Source organism: Rahnella perminowiae (assembly GCF_019049695.1).
Classification (GTDB): Bacteria; Pseudomonadota; Gammaproteobacteria; order Enterobacterales; family Enterobacteriaceae; genus Rahnella; species Rahnella perminowiae.
The window spans coordinates 401865-427013 of sequence record NZ_JAFMOT010000188.1 but is presented as its reverse complement, the minus strand read 5'-3'; the positions used below and the strand labels follow the sequence as shown (position 1 = coordinate 427013).

Below are 25149 nucleotides of genomic sequence, written 5' to 3'. Positions count from 1 at the left end.
TTTGCGAATGGCTTCCCTGACCTGTCGGGGATGGTAAGATGAACGCTCTGAACAGTCAGTGGTAGGGTAGTCAATGTTTGATTTCGCAATGGGCCAAAACAGCCTGGCTTCATTGGTGCTGTGTGCACTTTCAGCACTGTTGTTTGTATTGGTATGGTTTTTTATTAGCCGCGCCAGTGTCAGGGCAAATGAACAGGTTGCTCTGTTACAGGAGATCGCTGAGCAGCAACGCCAGCAGACAGAATTACTTAAGATTCTGGCTGCACAGGTGAAGACTAACGTGTCTCCTGTTGAGGCAGATGATGATTCTGCACTCAGCCTGCGTGGCTTTATTCCCGAAAGATAATTTGGTTTTGTTAACCCGCCTCCCGGCGGGTATTGCCCGTATGCACTTTGGTCCTATTTTCCCTTCTCGTTCTGCATCATCACTTTCATAAAACTGTCTTATTTCTCCGGTAGTCTCCACGCATGTGCCTTGCAGGATGGAACAACTGATGATCAAATGGTCTGAAGAAAATGACAGCGAAGTGAACCACAACATAGCCTTACTGACCGGAGAGGAGCCTGAGAAGTGGTATCCCTATGGCGGAATGAAAGGCAAAGATTATTGCAACAACCCCTCCGATGCGTGGCCGATCATTTGCGCCAACAGAATCAGTATTAATTTTAAAGAGTTACAAAGCGATCCTCTCTGGCTGGCTGAAATAAGCAGTCCTCAGGGGCAGTGGCAGGCGCAAAGCAAACGGCCGCTTCGTGCCGCTATGGTGTGTTTCCTGCTTAGTAAGACTTGCGCATAAACAAAAGCGCAGAGATACTCACAGAGTGACAAAGTTTTGCAAAGAAGTGATTCGAATAAGCGTCGCATAAAGCGATGCGTATCAAGTGATTAATGTTTCCTCATTTTGACAGTTGTGTCTAAGGCGGAGTCCATTATGAAGCGCATCATTAAAGGTGATAAAACTCTCTCCCATCTGGTGGTTGCCCATGCAGCTATCGACAGTCATGAAAAAGCCTACGGCAAACGCCGGCAGGGCTGGCCTTCAACCTATCTCATCAAATATAAAGATGCGCGTGTCGCGGTCGAAGTTGTGACCCGCAGACAGTCCTATGTTGCTACCCTCATGATCGGCGCCAGAAATCTGACCAAACTTTGCGGTATGCCTGCCTGACAGTCAGTCAAATGTTCCCGTTCCCTCAAACCGTGCCGGAGATATCCGCCACGGTTTTTCGTTATACAGGCTTTCTCATCAGACAACGTTGCCGCAAGTTGCCCCGATAGAAAGGCCGTTTCAGAATATGTGACATCAGTGCGATGGCATCGAAGATCAGCAGCAATGTACCCGTGATAACCAAAGCTGACAGCCCCAGCAGGGCCAGCAGGAAGAGTTTGACTGATGCCGGAACGGTCATCCGGCGAAAGCGGGAACGCAGCCATAACCGTCCATATTGTGTCTGGATCTGCATAATATGGGTCAGCCTTGACGCAAAGTGTTTACGTTCACTCTTAGTGTTCGTGATCATAAGTCATCTCCTTTTTGAACATCTACAGTGAAACATGAAGTTATTAAGATTTTCTTAACCCCCCGGCGTGCCTGAATTGCCACATAATTTTTCACTTTCGCTCTGTAGTGTGTTCAGTAAATATGCTAATTGATCCGTATCATGGCTTTACGCTGCCGCCACTAAAAAGTGATCTCATGGAGCCTTATGTCAGCTAAAAACCCCTATTACAATCCGTCAAAAACACATCACACACCAGATGGTTTTACCAATGCTGAGCCCCATAACCGTCAGGAGGGTGATCTCAAACGCTGGCGGAAAGAGCGTAAGGCGCTCCGCCTGCCAGCGCCTCCTGAGAAAGGTTACGAACAATTTACCAGCCAGTGGTGGCAGACTGCCGATTTTAGCGGGTCTGATGATCGTTTGTGGTTTTTAGGACATGCCTGTTTACTGCTGCGTGTTGCCGGGCGCTACATTCTGATGGACCCCGCCCTGTCTGATCGCGCTTCGCCAATGAGTTTCTACGGGCCTAAGCGAAAAACACCGGTGGCGGCGACGGTAGAAGCACTCCCGCCGATAGATGTTGTTCTGTTATCTCACAATCACTATGACCATCTTGACCGTGCAACGGTTCGTAAGCTATTACGACGATTTCCGCATGTGCAATTTATCGTGCCTTTGGGCATGAAGCGGTGGCTTAAGCGGCGCGGAGCGCATTATGTCGAGGAACTGGACTGGTGGGATGAGCATCAGTTTGGCGAACTGACGATTACGGCTGTCCCGGCACGTCACTGGAGTATGCGGACATTATGGGATCGAAACCGGTCTCTCTGGTGTGGATGGGTGGTCAGCCATCCCGGTTTACAGTTCTTTTTTTCCGGCGACAGCGGTTACAGCAACCAGTTCGACGTGATCGGACAACGTCTGGGACCTTTCGATTTAGCGGCAATTCCTGTCGGTGCCTATGCACCACGATGGTTCATGAGTGCGCAACATATGGACCCTCAGCAGGCTGTTACGGTGTTTACAGAGCTGCGTTGTAAAAAAGCGGTTCCCATTCATTGGGGTGTTTTTGAATTAGCCGATGAATCTCTGGACCAGCCATTGGCTGAATTAGCCGAAGCCATAAGTCAAAGTAAATCGCCTGAAATCGAATTTAAACCTTTAAAAATCGGTGCAAGCATTTCTAAAGATTGAATATCATTTCCTTAGTCATCAGAGACAGGTAAGCAGACATTTTATTTATCGAATGAGAAGTATTATCACTTGATGCGAGGGTTCAAATAGCACTTACATTCCGTAGGTGTTATGCGAATGTTAATTATCAGGTTGCTGCGGGTTAAATACCCATTTCTAAGGCAATTTTAACGAAATTCAATATCTTGTTATGAGGCTATCAGAAATTTCCCCTCATGAGTAAAGGTGGTATTTATCTTTTAAAAACAATCGCTTGCTTGCTCTTTGTTAAGCCTGCCGGGCTGCGGGTTGTGCTTCATCCCCGCTGCTGCCTTCGGGCAGGTAACGCACTCAGCCGCTTATCAGTAGAAGGCTAATATGGGATTTGGATCACGGTAATTAATATTAGTTTTTCATATTGATATTTAATATCTGAATAAGTCTGCGGTGAGTGTTTGCAAACTGTTATGTTAATTTAACCAAGTCGCAAACTTTAATTCATTATAATGTCAAAATCGACACTATAAAAAATCGCCATTAGAGGGCGTCCGGATTTGGAATTCATTTTCCCTGAAGTCAGCTGGGTTTTACTATTATCAGGACAGGAAGTACAGGTGCACACAAAAGGTGCGTTTAATGATTTTCACCGTTTGTTTTGCACCATTTTATCCATCTATGGCGTAATTGATTATTGCATAACCAGTCATATTGGCAGGCATTGACTTTCGGCATAGGTCTTGTGTGTTGTACACGTCTCCGTAAGCGCTCCATGATGCGCCGCCACCGGCGCTACCCCGTGCTGTAAGGCCTGTGTAGCGATACGCTGTGGGGGCTGGCGTGGAGAGTTTGGGGTGACGCAGACAATAAAAATTCAAATAAAGGTGAGGTTTACGCTTACGGTTCTGCATTAAATGATCAATAATCAAAACAGGTCGTTATTGTTTTGTTTGATATGCAGGTAAAACTGCAAAGCAGAAAAAAGCATGTCTATCAACATATTTCAGCTTAACTGAACACGAAGTGCCTTTAACCGGCTCAAATATGTGCGACATGTCCATCACTGATTAAAAATGGCTTGCCATCGAATTCAGAGTATGTGATAACGCATCTGGGTAAAACGAGGTACAGTTCTGTATATGTGTGGCATTTTCAGTATAGAAGTTCTGAGTAAAGACGTTCACGTTGAATACCGCTTCTCTGCCGATTCTAATCTTAGTGCCTCAAGCAGTAACGACTCTAGTTTGTCTATGTAACGCCGCTGGGCGGTTTAAACAATCCAAAGGAAATACTCAAGATGGCAAAGATCAAAGGTCAAGTTAAGTGGTTCAACGAGTCTAAAGGTTTCGGTTTCATTACTCCTGCTGATGGCAGCAAAGACGTGTTTGTACACTTCTCTGCAATCCAGGGTAACGGCTTCAAAACTCTGGCTGAAGGCCAGAACGTAGAGTTCGAAATCCAGGACGGCCAGAAAGGCCCGTCAGCAGTTAACGTAACTGCAATCTAAGCAGCCTTCGCTGTAAAAAAACCCGCCAAGGCGGGTTTTTTTGTGTCTGCCGCTGAAGCTCAGAGGATCATAATTCCTGACTGTTGGTTACGGCCACTGATACCCGGATGTGTCGGGTTTTGTGCCCGCTGATGGCTGTTACGGCGAAAACTGGTATACCTGAATCCGGTTCCTGCCGAATCGGGCGAGCAAATTGTACAACTGCCGGTATGATCAACGTCTGCGAACCCCAACGCCCGCAATTTGGCTTCGGCAATGGCAGCCAGATCAAGATGACGTTGGTATGGTGTGATGAGTTCAGAAGGTAAATCGACACGTTGTATAAAGGCATCAATCAGTTCCTGACTGACCTCATAACAGCACGCCCCCGCCGCCGGGCCGACAGAGGCAACCCACTGTGCTGTATCACCCGACTGATTAATCCGCTGTGCCATCTTTTCCAGAATGCCATCGATCAGCCCGCGCCAACCTGCGTGTACTGCCGCTATTTCTTTGCCATCTTTACGACAGAAAATCACCGGCAAACAGTCCGCAGTGAAAACGGCCAGAAGAATGCCTGGTGTTGCTGTGATGAAACCGTCGGCTTCGCCGCATTGCTGGCCCGGGACTGTAACATCCACAATCCGTGTGCCGTGTACCTGTTTTTTTTCGGGCCGGGTTGCTTCATAGCGGCGCAGATGCTCAGGGAGTAGCGCCTGTTTATCGCCGAAGCCATGCACAATACCGGGAATTTGACGGAGTAAAGCTGAGTGGTCACTCATCTCGTTTCTCGTTAGAAAAATGTTATGGAACCAGTGTAGCCGCCTTTGAACGGGATTTTCCAGCTGTTGCAACACCGGAACACCTTCTTTAGACTTAACACTATTGCGAATCTTCGCTCCCTCAGACTTTTCTTGCAGGTTTTCCGCATGACTTATCAGTGCCCGCTTTGTTTCCAGCCGCTTACGCTGACCGGTCAGCAATGGCGTTGTCCGGCTAATCATCAGTTTGATAATGCGAAAGAGGGGTACGTCAATCTGATGCCCGTGCAGCATAAACGTTCAAAGCAGCCCGGTGACAGCACAGAGATGATGGTATCACGTCGTGCATTCCTGGATGCCGGACACTATCAGCCTCTGCGGGACCGTCTGACTGATATTCTTGATAAAGCCATCCCGCAAACTGCAGACACATTGCTGGATATTGGCTGCGGAGAAGGGTATTACACGGCAGCATTCGCTGAGAGGCTGATGCCGCAGCGTGCGTTGAAAGTTTTCGGGCTGGATGTGGCGAAAGTTGCCATCCGTTATGCCTCCAGACGATATCGCGATGTGTCATTTTGTGTGGCCTCCAGCCATCGCTTGCCTTTTGCTGATGGTTCGCTGGATGCAGTTATTCGCATTTATGCACCCTGTAAGACGCAGGAATTGTACCGGGCGATAAAACCGGGCGGGTTGGTGATCACGGTGGCGCCAGGGCCGCGTCACTTATACCAACTGAAAGGGCTGATTTATCAGGATGTACAACTGCACACTGATCTTGATGAACGGCTGGAAGGTTTTGACCGGATAAGCACTGAAACACTCGCCTATGGCATGAAGCTTTCCGGAGAAGAGGCATTTAATTTATTGCAGATGACGCCATTCGCATGGCGGGCGACAGAAGCAGTGATGACCAGCTTAAAGGCTCAGACGGCCTTTGAATGCGAGACAGACTTTCTCATCAGAATACATCAGCGTCCCTCAGCGTAAATAACCCAGATGCTCCAGCAGGATGTTTAATCCTATTGCGATCAGCACTGCACCTCCCAGAATTTCGGCCCATTTGCCTAGCAGCGGGCCGATAAAACGTCCGAGCATCATCCCAAGCGTTGACATCACCGTGGTCGCCATACCGATGAGCAGCGCAGTATGTATGATGTTCACATCAAGAAAGGCTAAGCCAACACCGATCGCCAACGCATCAAGGCTGGTGCAGACAGCTGTAGCCGCCAGGATCCAGAAACTATGACGGGTTGCCGTCGTCAGGTTCTCTTCCGGATTATTTTTCAGCCCTTCGATGATCATGCGTACACCCAGAATCAACAGCAGGGTAAATGCGACCCACTGGCTCCATTGCATGATGTACCGGCTGGCTACCAGTCCCAGAGACCAGCCAATCAGCGGTGTGATGGCTTCTATAACACCAAAAATAAGACCCGTACGAAAGGCTTCCCGAAAGCAGGGACGGTCGAGGGTAGCTCCTTTACCGACTGACACAGCAAAGGCGTCCATAGACATGCCAAAAGCAAGAATAAGCGTAGCGGATATATTCACGAGAGTAGCCCCCAAATGACGGCGAAACCTTACCACACTCTTTTTATCGGGGACAACACCAAATAAAATAGGGTTTTAAATAACGCTGTAGTTTGGAGGGGAATAGAATTTCAGGGACAGCGTAATTAACGACACTTTAAAGGGTAAGGTTAATTAAATCTCTCGTAAGTATGCATTGTGCTATAGTTAACAATGCGTGTATTTATTGTAACTTATTGATTGTTAACCATAATTTTGTATATTTTTTCAAGGTCATCCAGTTCGTTTACACGTATCAATAACTTTTTCTGTTCTAATTCAAATACCAGGATGCCGTCTTCCGAAAGATTCATACTGCGGATCCGATCATAGGTGATGAAGGTGTTGGCGAAATAAAACCCCTCCGGTTTGAACAGTATTTTTGGCCAGCGAATAAAAGAGAGATAAAAAGCAATCAGCCCCAGGCCGATCAATAAATAATTGGTAATAGCGGTGCCATTCGCATGGATATTATTATAGAGAAGAATAGCCAGAAGACCGATGAAGATAATCGAATCGAGTCTGTTGCGGCGGCGCAGGTTGACCCGCAGGCGCGTTTTGCCATTGCGTGTGCCCATGATGAATTCGTCATAGATAGCGTAGGCAAGTAACAGGAGGGTAAAGAGGGCGAGGACGATATCGGTTACAGACATGAAAACTCCGGCTTACAGCCATCAGGCCAAAACAAAATGAAAATCACAAAGACATCAATAGCAGACATAAAAAAACCGGGGGAAAATTTCCCCCGGTTTTGAAGGTTATCAGAGACCTAACAGGCCAATCCAGTAACCGAAGATACCGATGGCAAAGAAGCCAACGATGATCCACAACGCATTCACTTTCTTACGCAACAGCCACATGCAACCGAAGGTCAGCAGCAATGGCACCAGACCCGGCATCAGTTGGTCCAGAATACTCTGTACCGTGGTGACGGTGGTATGGCCCGTCTGGTCAGTGATTTTCGACACCACCAGCGGAATGTTAACGTGCGTCCATTTGTTAACCAGCGCCCCCATGACAAAGAGGCCGAGAATAGACGCCCCCTCAGTCAGTTTTTGCAGGAAGCCGCCGCCCATATCGTTAACGATATCGACACCTTTTTTGTAGCCATAAGACACACCGTAGTAGCGGGTCAACAGGCGTACAAGGTTAAACAGAACGAAGAACAGCAACGGACCCAGCAGACTGCCGGTCATGGCGATACCCGCCCCCAATGCAGCAAACACCGGACGCACAGTACCCCAGAAGATCGGGTCACCCACACCGGCCAGAGGCCCCATCAGACCGACTTTCAGGCCGTTGATGGCCGCGTCGTCGATAGGTGCACCATTGGCACGCTGTTCTTCCATCGCCAGCGTCACACCCAGAACCGGGGCAGCAACGTAAGGATGGGTATTGAAGAATTCCAGGTGGCGTTTGATGGCCGCTTTACGGTCATCGTTATTCTCAGGATACAGACGACGAATTGCAGGCACCATACAGAAGCAGAAGCCTAACGCCTGCATACGTTCGAAGTTCCATGACCCCTGGAAAAGGTTGGAGCGCATAAACACACCGCGAATATCGCTGGCCGTGAGTTTTTTAACTTCAGTTTTATCAACCATGTCCTTCACCCTTAATCCAATTCGTTATCGAGATCGTTAACACCCGGTGCCGCCGCCGCTTGCGCGGATTTGTTGTATTTCGGGCTCAACTGGATGTAAAGAACCGCCATCACCACACCAATCACACCCAGTGCAACCAGGTTGAAGTTGGTGAATGCAGCAGTCACGAAACCGAGGTAGAAGAATGGCATCAGATAGCCAGCACGCATCATGTTAATGACCATGGCATAACCTACCACGACGATCATACCACCGGCGATGTTCAGACCGTTGGTGACCACTTCCGGGATAGATGCCAGCAAGTCATGAACAATCGCAGTACCCACGGAAACAGCAACAATCACGGCAGGGATGGCGATACGCATTGCCTGCAGAACCAGTGCTGAAACGTGGATCCAGCTAATCGCGTTCAGATTCCCTTTTTCAGCCGCTTTATCCGCTGCGTGCTGGAAGGCGACGGTGATGGTACGAACGATGATGGTTAATACCTGGCCTGCTGCTGCCAGCGGGATCGCCAGTGCGATACCCGCGCCGACGGATTGTCCGCCTGCGATAACCAGAATGGTAGAAATGATAGAGGCGAGGGCGGCATCTGGCGCGACAGCAGCACCGATGTTCATCCAGCCAAGTGCGATCATTTCCAGAGTACCGCCGATGATGATCCCGGTTTTCACATCACCAAGAACAAAACCGATCAAGGTACAGGCGACTAACGGACGGTGAAACTGAAATTCATCCAGGATCGAACCCATCCCGGCAATACATGCAACAATAAATATCAGCACAATTTGTAGTGTGGTGATCTCCATTGCACTTCTCCTATGACCAAAGGACGCTGAGTATAAACAGGCACACCAGACAGATAACGTTGAGGGAATCTGCCAACAGCAATGCGCTTATTAATTCATTTTATTAATGAGATCCATCATCTTGAGGCGTGAGTCAGTAGAGACTTTGCGCACTTCAAGTTCGATACCTTTTTCATTCAGTTTCCTGAATGCTTCGATATCTTTTTCGTCGACAGACACGGCGTTATTCACCTGAGTTTTGCCCTGACGGAAGGCCATACCCCCGATATTTACGGAGGTAATGTTCACACCTCCTTCAACCAGACGTAAAACATCTGTCGGGTTAGTGAACAGCAACATAACGCGGTCACCCGCGTATTTTGGGTTATCCCAAACACGGATAGCTTTCGCAACATCGACAACGTGTGCGGTAACACCAGGAGGGGCAACCTGAGTGAGCAACGTTTTACGCACGGTATCGGCAGCCACTTCGTCGCTGACAACAATAATGCGGGTCACGTTGGTTTCTTTGGTCCAGCGGGTCGCGACCTGGCCATGGATCAAACGATCATCGATTCGGGCAAGGCCGATCTTCATATGATCGTTCGGGCCGGCAGGTTGCACCGGAGCGGCTGCTTTCGGCGCCGGAGCGGCGGCAGGGGCTTGAGCTGCAGGTTCCGGTGTTTTCAGCGCTTTTACGCCGATACGCCCCGTTTCCACTGCAATGGCGACCAGTTCTGCAAAAGAAGGGTTGTCATCGCGGGCCATGAAAGTCTCTGCCAGCATCGGGATGTTAACACCGGTGACAACTTCGTAATTTTCTTTATCGACAACAATACGGCTGGCGGCATTGAACGGGCTGCCACCCCAGGTGTCGACCAGGAAAAGGACGCCGTTGCTGGTGTCTAAACCGCCCAACTTTGCCGTGTACTTTTCGATCAGGGTTTCGGCGTTCTCGCCGGGAACGAAATCAATAAAGGCGACATTATCCTGTTCACCTAAAATCATTTCCGCTGTTTTCAGCAACTGCTCAGCCGCTGACCCGTGCGTGCCGATGATAATAGCAATACTCACTCGCTACCTCCTCTGTTAACTCTCGGAAAGAGTTATGCACATAAGTAATGGTGCTGATGATATCCGCCCGTTTTTATTCCTGAGGCGGACAGGGCATTCCCTGCTTCCTGACTTTCCTTAATTTCTGATAAGACTGCAAAACTGTAAAATGGCAGAACCTCATCGGGTTGTGCGACGTGATTTATTTTAGTGTGCGAAAAAATAATTTTTGTGACGACTGTCCGTTATTGAAAGACGTATTGTGAATACGGTTTCACATTGCACATTAAAACAGCATAGATGTTTCAAATTGATGCCGGAGGTAAAAAAACACTCTTTCTTCACATAATCATTCCTGATAGAGTGATTTTCCGAATAATTGAACAGGAGTACCGGGCCTCAGCCCACCCTATGGACTGTCACCGACGTCGCTATCCTTCGCTTTTTCACCTCATTTTTACTGGCAAATCTGCCCCGATGGGCCTGATTTCTGCCGCACTGAAACCGCTTTCATCTGCTTTTTATGCAGCCCATACCTCCGGACGGTCATCTGACAGCCTGGTGTATCGCGTTTTCGTGCGTCTTTTTTCTTTAACTCATTGCGGAGTCTGATATGGAATTTTTGATGGACCCTTCAATCTGGGTCGGTTTGCTGACGCTTGTCGTGCTGGAAATTGTTCTGGGCATCGATAACCTGGTTTTCATCGCGATTCTTGCCGATAAACTGCCGCCGAAGCAGCGTGATAAAGCCCGTATTATCGGCCTCTCGCTGGCATTGGTCATGCGTTTAGGTTTGCTGTCACTGATTTCCTGGATGGTGAAACTGACCACACCGCTGTTCAGTATTGCGCAATTTAGTTTCTCAGGCCGCGATCTGATCTTGTTAGTCGGGGGGATATTCCTGCTTTTTAAAGCCACTACCGAGCTGCATGAGCGGCTGGAAGGGCATGACGGGCAGGGCACACCGAACCGAGGCTACGCCAGTTTCTGGGCAGTAGTGGCGCAGATCGTGGTGCTCGACGCGGTATTCTCGCTGGACGCGGTGATCACTGCGGTGGGTATGGTGAATAATCTGGCCGTGATGATGACTGCGGTAGTGATCGCGATGGGCGTGATGCTGCTGGCGTCCAAATCACTGACTCGCTTCGTGAATAACCATCCGACCGTGGTGGTGCTGTGTCTCAGCTTCCTGCTGATGATCGGCCTGAGTCTGATTGCTGAAGGCTTCGGATTCCATATTCCGAAAGGTTACCTGTACGCTGCAATTGGTTTCTCCATCCTGATTGAATTGTTCAACCAGATTGCGCGCCGTAACTTCCTGAAAAGCCAGTCCAGTCGCCCGATGCGTGAACGTACAGCGGAAGCCATTCAACGACTGATGGGCGGAAAACGCCGGCATGAGCATGAAGATGAACCTGATGGCGATGTCGTGCCGGTCAGTGAAACCTTTGCTGAAGAAGAACGGCATATGATCACCGGCGTACTGACGCTGGCGTCACGTTCCCTGCGCAGTATCATGACGCCACGTACCGAAATTTCCTGGGTAGACTGCGAGAAGTCGCCGGATGAAATCCGCAGTCAGCTTCTCGATACACCGCACAGTTTGTTTCCGATTTGCCGTTATTCGCTGGATGATGTGATCGGTGTGGTACGCGCGAAAGACCTGCTGGTGGCGCTGGAAAACGGTGAAAGCATTATTGCTTTTGCGGAAAGAACGCCGCCGATTGTGGTGCCGGAAACAATGGATGTCATCAAACTGCTGGCGGTTTTGCGCAAAGCCAGAGGGCTTCTGGTGATGGTCAGTAATGAATTTGGTGTAATTCAGGGGCTGGTGACGCCGCTGGACGTACTGGAGGCTATCGCAGGCGAATTCCCGGACGAAGATGAAACACCGGACGTCGTGGCTGATGGTGATGCCTGGATTGCTAAAGGCGGAACGGATTTACACCTGTTGCAACAAATTCTGGACGTCAAAACGTTGGTGAATGCGGACGACGACTTTGCTTCTCTTGCCGGGCTGCTGCTGTCGAAATCAGGCCAGATGCCGGTTGTGGGGGAAGTGATTGAAATGGCATCACTGCACTTTGAAATCCTTGAAGTGTCGGAATACCGTATTGAACGGGTGCGTATCAGGCATCTGACATCCGACGAAAAATGGGATGAAGACCAGTAACGGGGATTTATTTCGGGATGTAAAACGGCGACTCAGGTCGCCGTTTTTTTGCGTCGGATAAAACTGTTTTTCGTCTTCAGGTCGGATCTGTCTTATCCTGCAATTCCATGTTCTGCTTTGATTTTTTATACCGCTCAAGCCAGATCGGGAACACATCAATAGGCATCGGGCGGGCAAAATAATAGCCCTGTAAGGAGTCAACCCTGCGCTCACGCAGATAATCCACCTGCTCACGGGTTTCCACACCTTCGGCAATCAGCTTCAAATTGAGGCGCTGCGCCAGCGTGATGATGGTATCCGTGACGGTTGCGTTAATCGCATCCGTGCCAATTGAAGCCGTAAAAGCCTGATCGATTTTCAGCACATCGGGATTAAGGGTTTTTAAATAGCTCAGTGAACTGTGGCCTGTCCCGAAATCATCAATGGCCAGCAGAATTCCCATTTCTTTTAATTGTGAAATTTCGGCAGCACGTAATTCCTGTAACCGTGTCCGCTCCGTCAGTTCCAGCATGAGAGAAACTGATGGCTGCGCCGGAAGCCACAGCTTTCGGATGTCATCAACAATTTCCATATTCGTGAAGTGCTGTGCTGCAACATTGATACTGACGTAAAAACCCGGCGTTGCAGGAAAGACTGACAAATTTTCAGCCACTGTCTTAATAAGATAGCGTGTCAGCGCAATGATTAAGCCGTGCTGTTCAGCCAGAGGGATAAATACGTCAGGCGATACCCATTCCTGACGGCGGTTCTTCCAGCGCATCAGCGTTTCCACCCCGATACAGCGGCCGTCCGTGCTGTTGATAATGGGCTGGCAATAGACTTTAAACTCGCGCTTGGAAATGCCGTGGCTGATCGGATAAGCCAGGCTGATGCGGCTGCCTGAGAACAGATAAACGGCTGTTGCTGTCAGCAGGCTTATCAGAACTGACAGCGGCAGATGTGAAAAGAGTTCCTTCCATGCCAGGGTGCTGGCTTGATCTCCATAAATAGAGACCGAAAAATCATATTTTCCCGAGCGGACACTCAGCAGAGGCGGTTGCGGCAAGGCGCTGGAACTGGCGATGGCCTTTTTGCCGTATTCGAGATTTCGCTGCCCGACGTTGAGGACTATGTGGCTGGCATAAGGCGGTTGGGGTTCCAGCAGGAAATTCGACAAGATGCCGATGTTATAGATAAACAGTTCGCCGTTAAGATTATCCGGTGCCGCCGGATGCCATAAAACCAGCGTCGGTGTATCGACACGGCTCCATTTCGACGCGCGTAACTCAAGCTGGGTTTTGCCTTGTGCGAACGCAGGCAGGGTGTCGTTAAAATTCAGATCCAGCGAACCTACCAGGCTTGAACAAGTAATAATGCCGTTGCTGACGAGACTGATTGAACGCAATGTTTGCATCCGTGCAACGGTTTGTTGCAACAAGGGCTGCAGCACGTTACAGCTGAGCGTGGTATCGAAAGGCATTACTTTGCCGGCCGGAGATGCGGGCTCAAGCAATTTTTCCAGTTTTTCAACGGTGTGAAACGCTACCCGCTGCTGATCTTTGGCGATAACCTGAGCTTGTTCGTAGATACGAATGCCCAGCGTGAGAAGCAGCGTACATATTCCCATCGCACTGGCGAGCGCAATGCGATAGTAACGATATTTCGCAAGTCCGGTCTGGGAGAACAGCATCGTTCTAATCCTTTTATCCCGTGTTAAATGCAGGCTCAAAATTATTATTTTTAAAGGGTTACCGATGCGTAACAGCCATTTCGTTTTTATAGAGAGTCGCTGTAAATCGTCTGCCGCCCGGCCTGAGTTGCAGCAAACTCCGTATATTTCTCTGTTCAAATCAAAAAAATAGTGCAGGTGACAGTGTCACTTGGGTTTTTCCTGGCCATTTCCGACATTTAGCAGATGTAATAAGAAGAGGTTCGGACTGGGAAAAACAGGCGGAAATCAGCATGCCGTACCTGCAGGGTATAATGCAAGTCTCACTACCCTTTTTTATTGATAATACAACGGGTTGTTGTTAGCGAAGGTTTTATTGCTGCTGGCTACCCGCCAGGGGGTATTTCCTGTGGTAAGCAGGTCGAAAATTATACAACCTGAACATACCGCAGGAAAATCTCATTTTTGACCGAATCAGTCGCACTGAACCTTAATCGCCAGACCCCCGCGTGAGGTTTCCCGGTATTTGGAATTCATATCCTTACCGGTTTCATACATCGTCTCAATGACTTTATCCAGTGAAACTCTCGGCTCACTGGTACGGCGTAACGCCATTCTGGCAGCGTTAATGGCTTTTACTGACGCGATAGCATTGCGTTCTATGCAGGGCACCTGAACCTGTCCGGCAACCGGGTCACAGGTTAATCCCAGATTATGTTCCATACCAATTTCGGCCGCGACACACACCTGTTCCGGGCTGCCGCCCAACAATTCCGTCAGGCCTGCCGCCGCCATTGAACAGGCTACCCCGACTTCACCCTGACAGCCGACTTCTGCGCCTGAAATCGATGCGTTCATTTTATACAAGATACCGATAGCGCCGGAAGTCAGGAAATAGCGCAGATAAATGTCCGGACTGACCGACTGAATGAACTGGTCATAATACGCCAGCACCGCAGGCACAATGCCGCATGCGCCATTGGTTGGTGCCGTCACGACACGTCCGCCTGCCGCGTTTTCTTCGTTAACCGCGAGGGCAAACATATTCACCCAGTCGATCACGTTCATCGGATCACTGGAGAGTTTATCGTTAGACACCAGCATCCGGCGCAGGGCAGAAGCCCGACGCGGTACCCGCAGCGGGCCGGGCAGAACGCCTTCGGTGTTCAGGCCGCGATCAATACAGGCCTGCATGGTGTGCCAGATTTTCTCAAAATACTGCTCAATGTCCTGCTTACTGTGCTGCGCCAGCTCATTCTTCATCATCAGACCGGATAATGACAATCCGGTTTCTTTACATTTTGCCAGCATTTCGCTGGCCGAATTAAAGCTGTAGGGCACGGTCACTTCATCCAGCACCGGCTGACCGAAATGCTCGTCATCAACGATAAAGCCGCCGCCGACTGAGTAATAGGTCTTGCTGTAAATCATTTTGTCGCCAGCAAAAGCGTGAATCTGCATGGCGTTTTCATGGCGTGGCAAATTCTCCCCGCGGAACACCATACCGGTATCGCGTGGGAAATCGACTTCATGGTGGGTTCCGCCCAGCGGCAGGCGCTCTCGTTGCTCAACGTCGCGGATAAAATGGGGAATGCCGTCGATGTCGACGGTATCTGGCTGGTTACCCGCCAGACCTAAAATAATGGCGATATCAGTGTGGTGGCCTTTACCGGTGAGTGACAAAGAACCAAAAACGTCCACGGCGACACGCGTAACGGCAGGCATCATGCCCTTTTCCAGCAGATCATCAGCGAACTGTTTCCCTGCTTTCATCGGGCCCAAAGTGTGGGAACTGGAAGGGCCAATCCCGACCTTGAACATGTCGAAAACGCTAATCACGTCGAATACTCCTGTAATAGATTGCGGCAGGGAACGGGATCCCTGGCTTCCATAAATGAAAAAACATCAGAGACTGTCTTTATGGACGGGTCTCTTATTCCTATGGATAGACTTATAGTTTAAAAGGGCTGAGAGGCAAAAGTTTCATTTTTCGCATGAAATAAACTTATTTGATGCAAAAGTGTGATCGAAATGTAATCAGCGGGCTCAGGCTTCAACCTGCCGGGCCAACTGACGAATGATTCCCGCCGTCAGTCCCCAGACAAATTGCTGCTGATACCAGGATAGATACACCCGGTGATGAATGCCTCGGCGGTGAATATCCAGAGGGTAATAACGTGTCAGATCAAACGCTTCCCGCAACGGCATTTCAAACAATTCGGCAACTTCATCTTCAGCCGGATGTAGCGGAACATCCACAGGCAGCAGTCCGATAACCGGTGTGACCTGGAAACCGCTGCTGCTGTCCTGCGGTGATAATGTTCCTAATACATAAACCTGTTCAGGCGGGATCGCGACCTCTTCATGTGCTTCACGTAATGCGGTCGCAATAATGGATGCATCGGTCGCATCTGCTGCACCCCCCGGAAACGCTACCTGACCAGGGTGTTTACGCAACTGATCGGCGCGGCGCGTCAGTAAAAGGGTGGGTTCCGGACGGCAGATAATCGGTATCAACACAGCAGCATGGCGGGTTCCGCGCAAGGCTGCAGCGGGCCTGCGCGGCGGCTGCAACTGAAAACGCAGAATGAAATCTTCCACAGCAGGTGAAAACGTCGGTAAGGGCGTGTGTTGTGCCTGCAGCGTCACGGCTGTATGTCTCCTAATTCGGGCAGAATACGGGCGATTTTATCAAAAGTTTCCTGATATTCCGCCTGTTCCTGACTGTCTGCGACGATCCCGCCGCCCGCCCAGCAGTAAATTTTACCCTGCGCGGTGAGCAGCGTGCGGATGGTAATGTTGCTGTCCATCGTGCCGCAGCAGCTCAGATACGCAATGCTGCCGCAATAGCCGTTGCGCCGTTGTGGTTCAAGTTCCTCAATGATTTCCATGGCGCGTACTTTGGGTGCACCGGTAATCGAGCCGCCGGGGAAACAGGCACGCAGCAAGGCGCTGGCGTGACAGGTTTCCGGCAAACGTGCGGTGACAGTGCTGACCAGATGGTGTACGGCGGGGAAGGGCTCGACTACGAACAGTTCCGGGACCCTTACACTGCCGGGTATCGCCACGCGACCAATATCATTACGCAGCAAATCGACAATCATCAGGTTTTCGGCGCGATCCTTTTCCGATGCGGCCAGCCGTTCTGCCTGCCGTGCATCCTCAGTCGGATCTGCGCAGCGGGGCATAGTACCTTTAATTGGCCGGGTCTGGATCTGCCCGTCTTTAAGCCAGATAAAACGCTCAGGTGAAAGGCAAAGAACGGCATTTTCCGCGAGACGCAGAAATGCGGAGAAAGGGGCACGGTTAGCCTGACTGAGGCGCAGGAAAGCCTGCCATTCGTCGCCACTGTATTCTGTTGAAAACCGTTGCGCCAGGTTAATCTGGTAGCAATCACCGCTGTGAATGTATTCATGAATCTTACGGAATTTTTCACCGTATTCCTCACGGCACATATTCGCCCGCCATGGCGCATGTAAACGGAAAAATGCCCGGGGAGCAGCGGGGCGCTGATACTCTGTCAGCCAACCTAAACGTTCAGAAATGTCACCGTGACAAATCAGCGTCAGACGCTGTAAATGGTGATCAGCAATCAGGGCCCAGTTATAAATCCCCACCGCCATATCCGGCAGGTTAATATCCCGCGCAGCCGTTTCCGGCAGTGTTTCTATACGACGTCCCAGATCATAACCAAACAGGCCCAGTGCACCGCCCAGAAAAGGAAAATCTGCGGTACGTTCTGCCTGTAAACCGGCTACCGTCAGTTGCTCTTCCAGTAATGCAAACGGATCTTCTTCCCGCGTTTCGGTCATGCCGTTGTGCTCAATCTGTGTTATCGCGCCACGTGTGGTGAGCGTGATCAGCGGATCGGCGACCAGAATATCGAAACGATTATGCTGATGCTGTGCCGAACCGGAATGCAGCAACATGGCCCATGGCAAAACTGAAAGCGGCGCAAACCCTTCAGTTAATGCGTCGGGCTGATAGGGTAGTGAATGGAAAACAACGGGCTGAGCGGATTGCATGACGGATACGGGTTTCTCTGGCGCAATGACGTATTTTCTCGGATCCTAACACAGATCGGCCTGCCTGAAAGCAGCGCAGGCGATTTGCGTTAATAAGGCGTATACTGTGCAACCCCGCCCTGCGCGGGCTTTCATTATCACCCGTACAACAGGACACTCCCATGCTGACAGGTATGCCTTCATTATCACATCATGAACAAGAACAGGCCGCCGATCGTATCCGCCAGTTAATGGAAACCGGTATGAGCAGCGGCGAAGCCATTGCGACCGTAGCAGAAGAAATTCGCGAAACGCATAAAGGCGACCGTGTGACCGTCATTTTTGATGACGAAGACGAATAAGTACTGAGCCGGGGGAGCTTCTTTCCCGCAAAGAAAAACCGGACCCTTTTCAGGCGTCCGGTTTTTTTTCATCTCAGCGTCGGAAATGGCTTAGCCTTTAACGACTACCGCAGCCGCAGCCTGTTTGGCCTGTTCCACGGCGTCCTCAACGTTGTCCGCAATTGCCAGCGCCACACCCAGACGACGCTTGCCGCTGATTTCCGGCTTACCGAACAGACGGATCTGGTTGTAACCGGTCAGTGCATTTTCCAGGCCGGTAAACGTCACGTTGCTGCTGGTCAGTTCCGGCAGAATAACGGCAGAAGCGGAAGGGCCGAACTGGCGGATATGGCCCACCGGCAGGCCGAGGAATGCGCGCACATGCAGGGCGAACTCTGACAAATCCTGAGAAATCAGCGTCACCATACCGGTGTCGTGCGGACGGGGGGATACTTCGCTGAAGATCACATCATCGCCACATACAAACAGTTCAACGCCAAACAGACCTTTACCGCCCAGCGCTTTTACGACTTTCTCGGCGATATCCCTGGCGCGTTGCAATGCCAGATCTGTCATTTGCTGCGGCTGCCAGGATTCGCGGTAATCGCCGTCTTCCTGACGGTGTCCGATAGGAGCACAGAAATGAATGCCGTCCACGGCGCTGATAGTCAGCAGGGTGATTTCAAAATCAAATTTCACCAGACCTTCAACAATGACACGTCCGCCGCCTGCACGGCCGCCTTGCTGGGCGTAATCCCACGCCGGCTGCAACTGATCAGCCCCGCGGATCAGGCTCTGACCTTTGCCTGAAGAACTCATTACCGGTTTGATAATACACGGGTAGCCGATGGCGTCGATCGCCTGACGGAAAGAGGCTTCATCATCAGCAAACTGATAAGTGGAGGTGGGCAGATTCAGCGTTTCGGCTGCCAGACGACGGATGCCTTCGCGGTTCATGGTCAGGCGGGTTGCTTCAGCACAAGGCACGACGTTGTGGCCCCGTTTTTCCAGCTCGACCAGCATGCTGGTGGCAATCGCTTCGATTTCTGGCACGATAAAATCAGGGCGTTCGCTTTCGATAACCTGTTTCAGTGCATCGCCGTCCAGCATGTTAATAACATGGCTGCGATGGGCAACCTGCATCGCAGGTGCATCGGCGTAGCGATCAACTGCAATCACTTCCAGACCAAGACGCTGGCATTCAATTGCCACTTCTTTGCCCAGTTCGCCAGAGCCTAATAACATGACGCGGGTGGCGCCGGTGCGCAGTGCAGTACCAATGGTTAACATAGCTTCGTACCCAGATCTGTGTGAGGGAAAATAAGAATTTCGGTGCAAAGTATATCTGAAATTATTGCCAGCGAAAACGATTGCGCAGTGCCATTGATTGATTCAGGCGTGGAATAAAAGCGGAATTTACAGGATTTTTTTAGCCATTTTCTGTCGGTTAAGGCAGCCGGCGGGCGTCTCTGTTATCATTTAGCCAAACCATGGCGCCAGGCTTCCTGCCGCTGCCCCGATTTTTGCCTCACATAAAGAGTTATCGCCTTGAGCACGCATTCCTTTTCTGCCCTGACATTGCCCGCTGAGCAACTTTCTAACCTGAATGAACTGGGTTACACCGAAATGACCCCGATTCAGGAAGCATCATTGCCCGCCATCCTGCAGGGGCAGGATGTCCGCGCCAAAGCCAAAACCGGCAGCGGTAAAACAGCCGCTTTCGGTATCGGTTTACTGAACAGCATTATTGTTTCGCAGTTTGTTGCTCAGGCGCTGGTGCTGTGTCCGACACGTGAACTGGCCGATCAGGTCAGCAAAGAATTACGCCGTCTGGCGCGTTTTACCCAAAACATCAAAATCCTCACTCTGTGCGGCGGTCAGGCTATCGGGCCACAGCTTGAATCGCTGGTCCATCCGCCACACATTGTGGTGGGTACGCCGGGCCGTATTCAGGAGCACCTGCGTAAAGGCACGCTGAAACTGGACGAACTGAAAGTGCTGGTGCTGGATGAAGCGGACCGTATGCTGGATATGGGTTTTAGCGAAGATATTGAAGATGTGGTCAGTTATACACCGCAGGATCGTCAGACGTTGCTGTTTTCAGCTACCTATCCCGACGGTATTGAGCGTATCAGTTCTAAATTCCAGCGTCAGCCGTTGAAAGTAGAAATCGAAGGCGAAGATGACATTGCGGATATCCAGCAGATTTTCATCGAAGCCGACAAACATCAGCGTTTATTGCTGCTGGCCGCCGTGCTGTATCAGCATCAGCCTGCTTCCTGCGTAGTGTTCTGTAACACTAAACGCGACTGTCAGGAGGTGTGTGACGCCCTGACAGCGAAAGGCATCAGCGCCCTGGCGCTGAACGGCGACCTTGAGCAGCGCGACCGCGACCGCGTACTGGTGCGGTTCTCCAACGGCAGTTGCCGCGTACTGGTGGCGACAGACGTTGCCGCGCGCGGGCTGGATATCAAACAGTTGGGTCTGGTCATTAATTACGAACTGTCTTTCGACCCGGAAGTTCATGTTCACCGCGTGGGCCGTACCGGCCGTGCAGGCACCCGCGGACTGGCAGTCAGCCTGGTCACGCCGCAGGAGATGCCGCGTGTGACAGCGCTGGAAGATTATACGCGTCAGCGCTTTACCTGGCAGCCAGCCGCTCAGGCCCTGGCCGCGGCCCCGGTGGCGCTTGACCCTGAAATGGCAACGTTATGCATTGACGGTGGCCGTAAAGCCAAAATCCGCCCCGGTGATATTTTGGGCGCGCTGACCGGTGATGCCGGGCTGACCGCCGCTGAAGTAGGAAAAATTGATATGTTCCCAGTTCACGCTTACGTTGCGATTCGTCAGAAGAGCGCGAAGAAGGCGTTGCAACGTTTGCAGGAAGGGAAGATCAAAGGCAAAAACTGCAAAGCCATTATCTTGCGTTAACAGCGTTTCTTTTCGCTTTATGTCGGGCGTCTTATTGTTAATGTTGTGTTATTGCCTTGTTGAGGATTATATTAACTAACGCACATTATGACCATGCGTTATGTAGGGATATTGTCCGGCAGGGTCAACTGAATGAACGACAAAGACTGGGAAGACGAACGATGAAAAAGATAATCTTGGGCGTTGTGGTCGCAGCGGCAGGCATGAGCGGGCTGAGCCAGATTGCGCAGGCTGATGAGCCTGAAGTGAGAACGGCAACCGTAACGCCTTGTTCCACGGCAACCAAAGAGGATGTGGCTGCTCTGGTTAAACGTGATTTCCTGCAAAACCGTATCCCGCGCTGGGATGCAGATAAAAAAGCGCTTGGGACGTCCACGCCGGTGGCCTGGGTGGTGACTGACAGCATCAGCGGCAGTAATGCAAAATGGAATGTCCCGTTAACCGTGCGCGGTGATCACACAGATAAAACCTACCAGGTAACCCTTAACTGCCAGATAGGCGAAATCAGCTATAGCGCGCCGTTATAGCCGGTATTAAGGCTCTGATTGCGTCCGTGATTTCTTCGCGGACGCATTATTTCCCCTGCATCGACGTCTCTTGGTTTCCCCGTCTAAACCTGTCACTCTTATCACACCACAAAGAGGACAAAGAGATCCCGAGATGATGACACCTCCAAAGGCTGAAAAACGCCCGCAAATTTTGAGCGTCCACGGCGATGACCGTGTCGATAATTATTACTGGCTGCGTGATGATGACCGCGCCGATCCTCAGGTTCTGGCTTATCTGACGGCCGAAAACGAATTTACCGGGCTGGCCATGCAACCGCATCAGGCATTGCGCGAAACCCTGTACGGCGAAATGGTTGCACGCATCGCGCAACAGGATCATTCCGTTCCCTACGTCAAACATCGTTACCGCTATCAGACCCGTTATGAGCCGGGCAACGAATACGCCATTTATCTGCGCCAGCCTGCAGCAGAATATGAAAATTGGAGCACGCTGATCGATGGTAATGAGCGGGCCAAAGACAGCGAGTTTTACACGCTGGGCGGTCTCGATATCAGCCCTGATAATCAGCTGATGGCGGTGGCGGAAGATTTTCTTTCCCGCCGCCAGTATGACATCCGCATCAAAAAGCTCGATGATGAAACCTGGACGGAGGATCTGCTGAAAAACACCTCCGGCAGCAGTGAGTGGGCGAACGATTCACAAACGCTGTATTACGTCCGCAAACATAAGAAAACCCTGTTGCCGTATCAGGTTTACCGGCACGTGATCGGCACCGATCCGAAAACTGACAAGCTGGTATATGAAGAAAAAGACGATACGTTTTACGTCGGACTGGATAAAACCACGTCAGAAAAATATATCCTGATCCATCTGGACAGCACCACAACCTCAGAGATACTGCTGCTCGATGCCGATGATCCGCAGGCTAAACCACAGGTATTCCTCTCGCGCCGTAAAGATCATGAATATGCTCTCGATCATTACCTCGGGCATTTTTACATCCGCTCTAATAAAGATGGCAAAAACTTCGGCTTATATAAAAGCGAAGACGGTGTCGAAGCCCGCTGGCAAACGCTGATTGCGCCGCGTATCGAAGTGATGCTTGAAGGCTTCAGCCTGTTCCGTGACTGGCTGGTGGTGGAAGAACGCCATCAGGGACTGACGCAGTTGCGTCAGATTCACTGGAAAACAGGGGAAGAAAAATCGCTGGCATTTGACGATCCGACCTATACCACCTGGCTGGCGTATAACCCCGATCCGGACACCGTATTGCTGCGCTATGGTTATTCTTCAATGACTATGCCGAGCTCACTGTTTGAACTCGATCTGGATACGCATGACCGTACGTTGCTCAAGCAGCAGGAAGTGAAAGATTTTGATGCGGCAAATTATCGTAGCGAACGTGTCTGGGTTACGGCCCGTGACGGAGTGAAAGTCCCGGTGTCACTGGTGTATCGCCGTGAACTGTTCAAGCCGAATGAAAACCCGTTACTGGTTTACGGTTACGGATCCTATGGCAGCAGTATGGATCCGGCTTTCAGCGGGAGCCGCCTGAGTTTACTCGACAGAGGATTTGTTTTCGCACTGGCGCACATCCGCGGTGGCGCAGAACTGGGCCAGCAATGGTATGACGATGGCAAGCTGTTCAATAAACTTAACACATTCCATGACTTCATTGATGTGACCAAAGAACTGGTCGCGGAAGGCTACGGTGACGCCGGACAGGTTTACGCCATGGGTGGCAGTGCGGGTGGATTGCTGATGGGGGTGATCGTTAATCAGGCGCCAGAGTTGTATCACGGCATTGTAGCGCAGGTGCCGTTCGTTGACGTGGTGACCACCATGCTTGATGAATCCATTCCCCTGACCACCGGTGAATATGACGAGTGGGGCAACCCGAACGACAAAGCATATTATGATTATATGCTGCAATACAGCCCGTATGATCAGGTTCGCGCACAGGCCTATCCGCATATGCTGGTCACCACCGGCTTGCATGATTCGCAGGTACAATACTGGGAGCCAGCAAAATGGGTAGCAAAATTACGCGAGCTCAAAACCGACGATAACCTGTTGTTAATGCATACCGATATGGATTCCGGCCACGGCGGGAAATCCGGACGATTCAAAGCTTACGAAGATATCGCGCTGGAATATGCTTTTGTGCTCGCCCTGGCAGACAACGCCTCTGTGGGCTGAAGTATGAAGGGGAAATAAAAAAACCCGCTCTCGGCGGGTTTATTCTACGAAGTCCATTGTTAAGCAGAAGCTTTCTTGGCTTTTTTCTCAGCCTTTTTTTCGGCCGGGGTCTTCAGTGGCTTTTTCTTCGCATTTTTTTTGCTATCCATTCCTTTACTCATATTCGCCTCTCTTAAAGCTGGTGGATTGGGTTGCTCTGCTATTTACTGCTTAAACCGCTCCGGTTGCAAGCGTCTTTGTGAATTTTCTTCGCTCCTGCCTGGCTGCTTTATCGATGTTACGGCCGGGGCGGTAAGTGAAACTGCACGATAAGTATGCGAACGGCATGCAAAATAACGATTTTTGCTCATAACATCTTGTCGTGGGCTAGCCGATGCGCTGTTATGAAGATGAATGCACATCAATCAATACACTGGCCAAATAGAACAGGAAATGTCATGCCAAAATTAAAAGGGTTGTATCCGCCCAGGGAAGCTTATGCCAGTGGCATGCTTGATACGGGGGATGGTCACCAAATTTACTGGGAGCGCAGCGGAAACCCGAAAGGCAAGCCAGCAGTATTTCTCCACGGCGGGCCCGGTGGCGGCTGTTCATCGGTACACCGTCAATTGTTTGATCCCAATGATTACGACGTCATGCTGTTTGACCAGCGTGGATGCGGACGCTCAAAACCGCACGCCAGTCTGGAAAACAATACAACCTGGCATCTGGTCGAAGATATTGAGCGTTTGCGTAAAATGGCCAGCGTTGACCAATGGCTGGTGTTTGGGGGTTCATGGGGTTCAACGCTGGCGCTGGCGTATGCTCAGACGCATCCTGAACATGTCAGCGAGATGGTATTGCGTGGGATCTTCACGTTACGTAAGCAGGAGCTGTCCTGGTATTATCAGGACGGGGCTTCCCGTTTCTTCCCGGAAAAGTGGCAACGTATTTTGTCGATTCTTTCGCAAGAAGAACGTAAAAACGTGATTGCTTCTTACCGGGCCCGTCTGACATCCGGCGATCGCGCTGTTCAGCTTGAGGCCGCTAAAATCTGGAGCCTGTGGGAAGGGGAAACCGTGACGCTGCTGCCTGCGGAAGGTGCGGCATCCTTTGGTGAGGACAATTTCGCGCTGGCGTTTGCCCGTATTGAAAACCACTATTTTACGCATCTGGGTTTTCTGGAAAGTGATGACCAGTTGTTGAAAAATGTCGAACGTATTCGCCACATTCCGGCCGTCATTGTGCATGGTCGATATGATATGGCATGCCAGGTGCAAAATGCGTGGGATCTGGCGCAGGTATGGCCGGAAGCGGAGTTGCACATCATTGAGGGGGCAGGGCATTCGTTCGACGAGCCCGGCATTCTCGATCAACTGATCCGTACCAACCAGCGTTTCGCCGCGCGGCGCTAACCTTCCCCTGCG

The 25149-nt window shown here is 50.8% G+C and carries 25 protein-coding genes; 13 read left to right on the top strand and 12 right to left on the bottom strand.

The window, feature by feature from the left end; genetic code table 11:
• Positions 1-73 precede the first annotated feature (73 nt).
• The 3 genes from J1781_RS25685 to J1781_RS25675 all read left to right on the top strand — a co-directional run bounded on the left by J1781_RS25685 (position 74) and on the right by J1781_RS25675 (position 1169).
• A complete protein-coding gene (locus tag J1781_RS25685) occupies positions 74-346 on the top strand; it encodes a YebO family protein (protein ID WP_129951793.1) in 273 nt (90 codons plus the stop codon).
• 148 nt (positions 347-494) lie between these two features.
• Positions 495-797, top strand: coding sequence for a phage protein NinX family protein (locus J1781_RS25680; protein WP_129952136.1), 303 nt, complete (start codon positions 495-497; stop codon positions 795-797).
• Between the two features lie 135 nt (positions 798-932).
• Positions 933-1169 carry a DUF4060 family protein gene (locus J1781_RS25675; RefSeq protein WP_013576199.1) on the top strand — a complete coding sequence of 79 codons (237 nt, stop codon included), beginning with the start codon at positions 933-935 and terminating at the stop codon, positions 1167-1169.
• Positions 1170-1230: 61 nt separating this feature from the next.
• Here J1781_RS25675 and J1781_RS25670 read toward each other — a convergent pair whose 3' ends face one another.
• A complete protein-coding gene (locus J1781_RS25670) occupies positions 1231-1521 on the bottom strand; it encodes a hypothetical protein (RefSeq protein ID WP_217234405.1) in 291 nt (96 codons plus the stop codon).
• 186 nt (positions 1522-1707) lie between these two features.
• Between J1781_RS25670 and J1781_RS25665 the strand changes: the two genes are divergently transcribed.
• From J1781_RS25665 to cspE, 3 genes are all read left to right on the top strand, one after another.
• Positions 1708-2697, top strand: coding sequence for an MBL fold metallo-hydrolase (locus J1781_RS25665; RefSeq protein ID WP_129951791.1), 990 nt, complete (start codon positions 1708-1710; stop codon positions 2695-2697).
• A gap of 1115 nt (positions 2698-3812) precedes the next feature.
• Positions 3813-3929 carry a DUF2627 domain-containing protein gene (locus J1781_RS25660; RefSeq protein ID WP_071823629.1) on the top strand — a complete coding sequence of 39 codons (117 nt, stop codon included), beginning with the start codon at positions 3813-3815 and terminating at the stop codon, positions 3927-3929.
• 41 nt (positions 3930-3970) lie between these two features.
• The gene (cspE, locus tag J1781_RS25655; RefSeq protein ID WP_002221949.1) at positions 3971-4180 is read left to right on the top strand and encodes a transcription antiterminator/RNA stability regulator CspE; all 210 of its coding nucleotides are present in this window, start codon (positions 3971-3973) and stop codon (positions 4178-4180) included.
• A 59-nt stretch (positions 4181-4239) separates the two neighbouring features.
• Here the strand turns inward: cspE and pgeF are convergent, their stop codons facing one another.
• Positions 4240-4941, bottom strand: coding sequence for a peptidoglycan editing factor PgeF (pgeF, locus tag J1781_RS25650; RefSeq protein WP_129951790.1), 702 nt, complete (start codon positions 4939-4941; stop codon positions 4240-4242).
• A gap of 147 nt (positions 4942-5088) precedes the next feature.
• On the opposite strand from pgeF, the gene rlmA reads away from it, so the two are divergent.
• Positions 5089-5910, top strand: coding sequence for a 23S rRNA (guanine(745)-N(1))-methyltransferase (gene rlmA, locus J1781_RS25645; RefSeq protein ID WP_217234404.1), 822 nt, complete (start codon positions 5089-5091; stop codon positions 5908-5910).
• Here the strand turns inward: rlmA and mntP are convergent.
• The 5 genes from mntP to manX form a co-directional block, all read right to left on the bottom strand.
• Positions 5902-6474: a manganese efflux pump MntP gene (gene mntP / locus J1781_RS25640; RefSeq protein ID WP_217139225.1), complete on the bottom strand. Its 573-nt coding sequence runs from the start codon at positions 6472-6474 to the stop codon at positions 5902-5904. The genes rlmA and mntP overlap by 9 nt on opposite strands.
• Before the next feature lie 212 nt (positions 6475-6686).
• Complete coding sequence (locus tag J1781_RS25635; RefSeq protein ID WP_129951787.1) at positions 6687-7145, bottom strand: DUF986 family protein; 459 nt, start codon at positions 7143-7145, stop codon at positions 6687-6689.
• 108 nt (positions 7146-7253) lie between these two features.
• Positions 7254-8096 (bottom strand): PTS mannose transporter subunit IID, encoded by an 843-nt coding sequence (locus tag J1781_RS25630; RefSeq protein WP_129951786.1) that lies wholly within the window; start codon positions 8094-8096, stop codon positions 7254-7256.
• Positions 8097-8107: 11 nt separating this feature from the next.
• Complete coding sequence (locus tag J1781_RS25625) at positions 8108-8905, bottom strand: PTS mannose/fructose/sorbose transporter subunit IIC (RefSeq protein WP_101077145.1); 798 nt, start codon at positions 8903-8905, stop codon at positions 8108-8110.
• Between the two features lie 90 nt (positions 8906-8995).
• Positions 8996-9958 (bottom strand): PTS mannose transporter subunit IIAB, encoded by a 963-nt coding sequence (gene manX / locus J1781_RS25620; protein WP_129951785.1) that lies wholly within the window; start codon positions 9956-9958, stop codon positions 8996-8998.
• Between the two features lie 592 nt (positions 9959-10550).
• On the opposite strand from manX, the gene J1781_RS25615 reads away from it, so the two are divergent.
• Positions 10551-12110, top strand: coding sequence for a TerC family protein (locus tag J1781_RS25615; protein WP_129951784.1), 1560 nt, complete (start codon positions 10551-10553; stop codon positions 12108-12110).
• 76 nt (positions 12111-12186) lie between these two features.
• On the opposite strand, the gene J1781_RS25610 is transcribed toward J1781_RS25615, so the two are convergent.
• The 4 genes from J1781_RS25610 to pabB all read right to left on the bottom strand — a co-directional run bounded on the left by J1781_RS25610 (position 12187) and on the right by pabB (position 17783).
• Positions 12187-13779, bottom strand: coding sequence for an EAL domain-containing protein (locus tag J1781_RS25610; protein WP_217234403.1), 1593 nt, complete (start codon positions 13777-13779; stop codon positions 12187-12189).
• Between the two features lie 453 nt (positions 13780-14232).
• Positions 14233-15597 carry an L-serine ammonia-lyase gene (locus tag J1781_RS25605; protein ID WP_129951782.1) on the bottom strand — a complete coding sequence of 455 codons (1365 nt, stop codon included), beginning with the start codon at positions 15595-15597 and terminating at the stop codon, positions 14233-14235.
• A 207-nt stretch (positions 15598-15804) separates the two neighbouring features.
• Positions 15805-16407 carry a CoA pyrophosphatase gene (locus J1781_RS25600; RefSeq protein ID WP_129951781.1) on the bottom strand — a complete coding sequence of 201 codons (603 nt, stop codon included), beginning with the start codon at positions 16405-16407 and terminating at the stop codon, positions 15805-15807.
• Positions 16404-17783: an aminodeoxychorismate synthase component 1 gene (gene pabB / locus J1781_RS25595; RefSeq protein ID WP_217234402.1), complete on the bottom strand. Its 1380-nt coding sequence runs from the start codon at positions 17781-17783 to the stop codon at positions 16404-16406. The genes J1781_RS25600 and pabB overlap by 4 nt, the downstream gene beginning before the upstream one ends.
• 161 nt (positions 17784-17944) lie before the next feature.
• Here pabB and J1781_RS25590 point away from each other — a divergent pair, with 161 nt between their 5' ends.
• Positions 17945-18124: a YoaH family protein gene (locus tag J1781_RS25590; protein ID WP_129951779.1), complete on the top strand. Its 180-nt coding sequence runs from the start codon at positions 17945-17947 to the stop codon at positions 18122-18124.
• 90 nt (positions 18125-18214) lie between these two features.
• Here J1781_RS25590 and purT read toward each other — a convergent pair whose 3' ends face one another.
• Positions 18215-19393 carry a formate-dependent phosphoribosylglycinamide formyltransferase gene (gene purT / locus J1781_RS25585; RefSeq protein ID WP_129951778.1) on the bottom strand — a complete coding sequence of 393 codons (1179 nt, stop codon included), beginning with the start codon at positions 19391-19393 and terminating at the stop codon, positions 18215-18217.
• Between the two features lie 258 nt (positions 19394-19651).
• Between purT and dbpA the strand changes: the two genes are divergently transcribed.
• The 4 genes from dbpA to pip all read left to right on the top strand — a co-directional run bounded on the left by dbpA (position 19652) and on the right by pip (position 25137).
• Positions 19652-21034, top strand: a complete 1383-nt coding sequence (gene dbpA / locus J1781_RS25580) for an ATP-dependent RNA helicase DbpA (RefSeq protein ID WP_129951777.1) — start codon at positions 19652-19654, stop codon at positions 21032-21034.
• Positions 21035-21195: 161 nt separating this feature from the next.
• On the top strand, positions 21196-21561 hold the full coding sequence (gene yebF, locus J1781_RS25575) for a protein YebF (protein ID WP_129951776.1): 366 nt from the start codon (positions 21196-21198) through the stop codon (positions 21559-21561).
• Positions 21562-21694: 133 nt separating this feature from the next.
• Positions 21695-23743, top strand: coding sequence for a S9 family peptidase (locus tag J1781_RS25570; RefSeq protein WP_217234401.1), 2049 nt, complete (start codon positions 21695-21697; stop codon positions 23741-23743).
• Between the two features lie 437 nt (positions 23744-24180).
• Positions 24181-25137: a prolyl aminopeptidase gene (gene pip, locus J1781_RS25565; RefSeq protein ID WP_217234400.1), complete on the top strand. Its 957-nt coding sequence runs from the start codon at positions 24181-24183 to the stop codon at positions 25135-25137.
• Positions 25138-25149 lie beyond the last annotated feature (12 nt).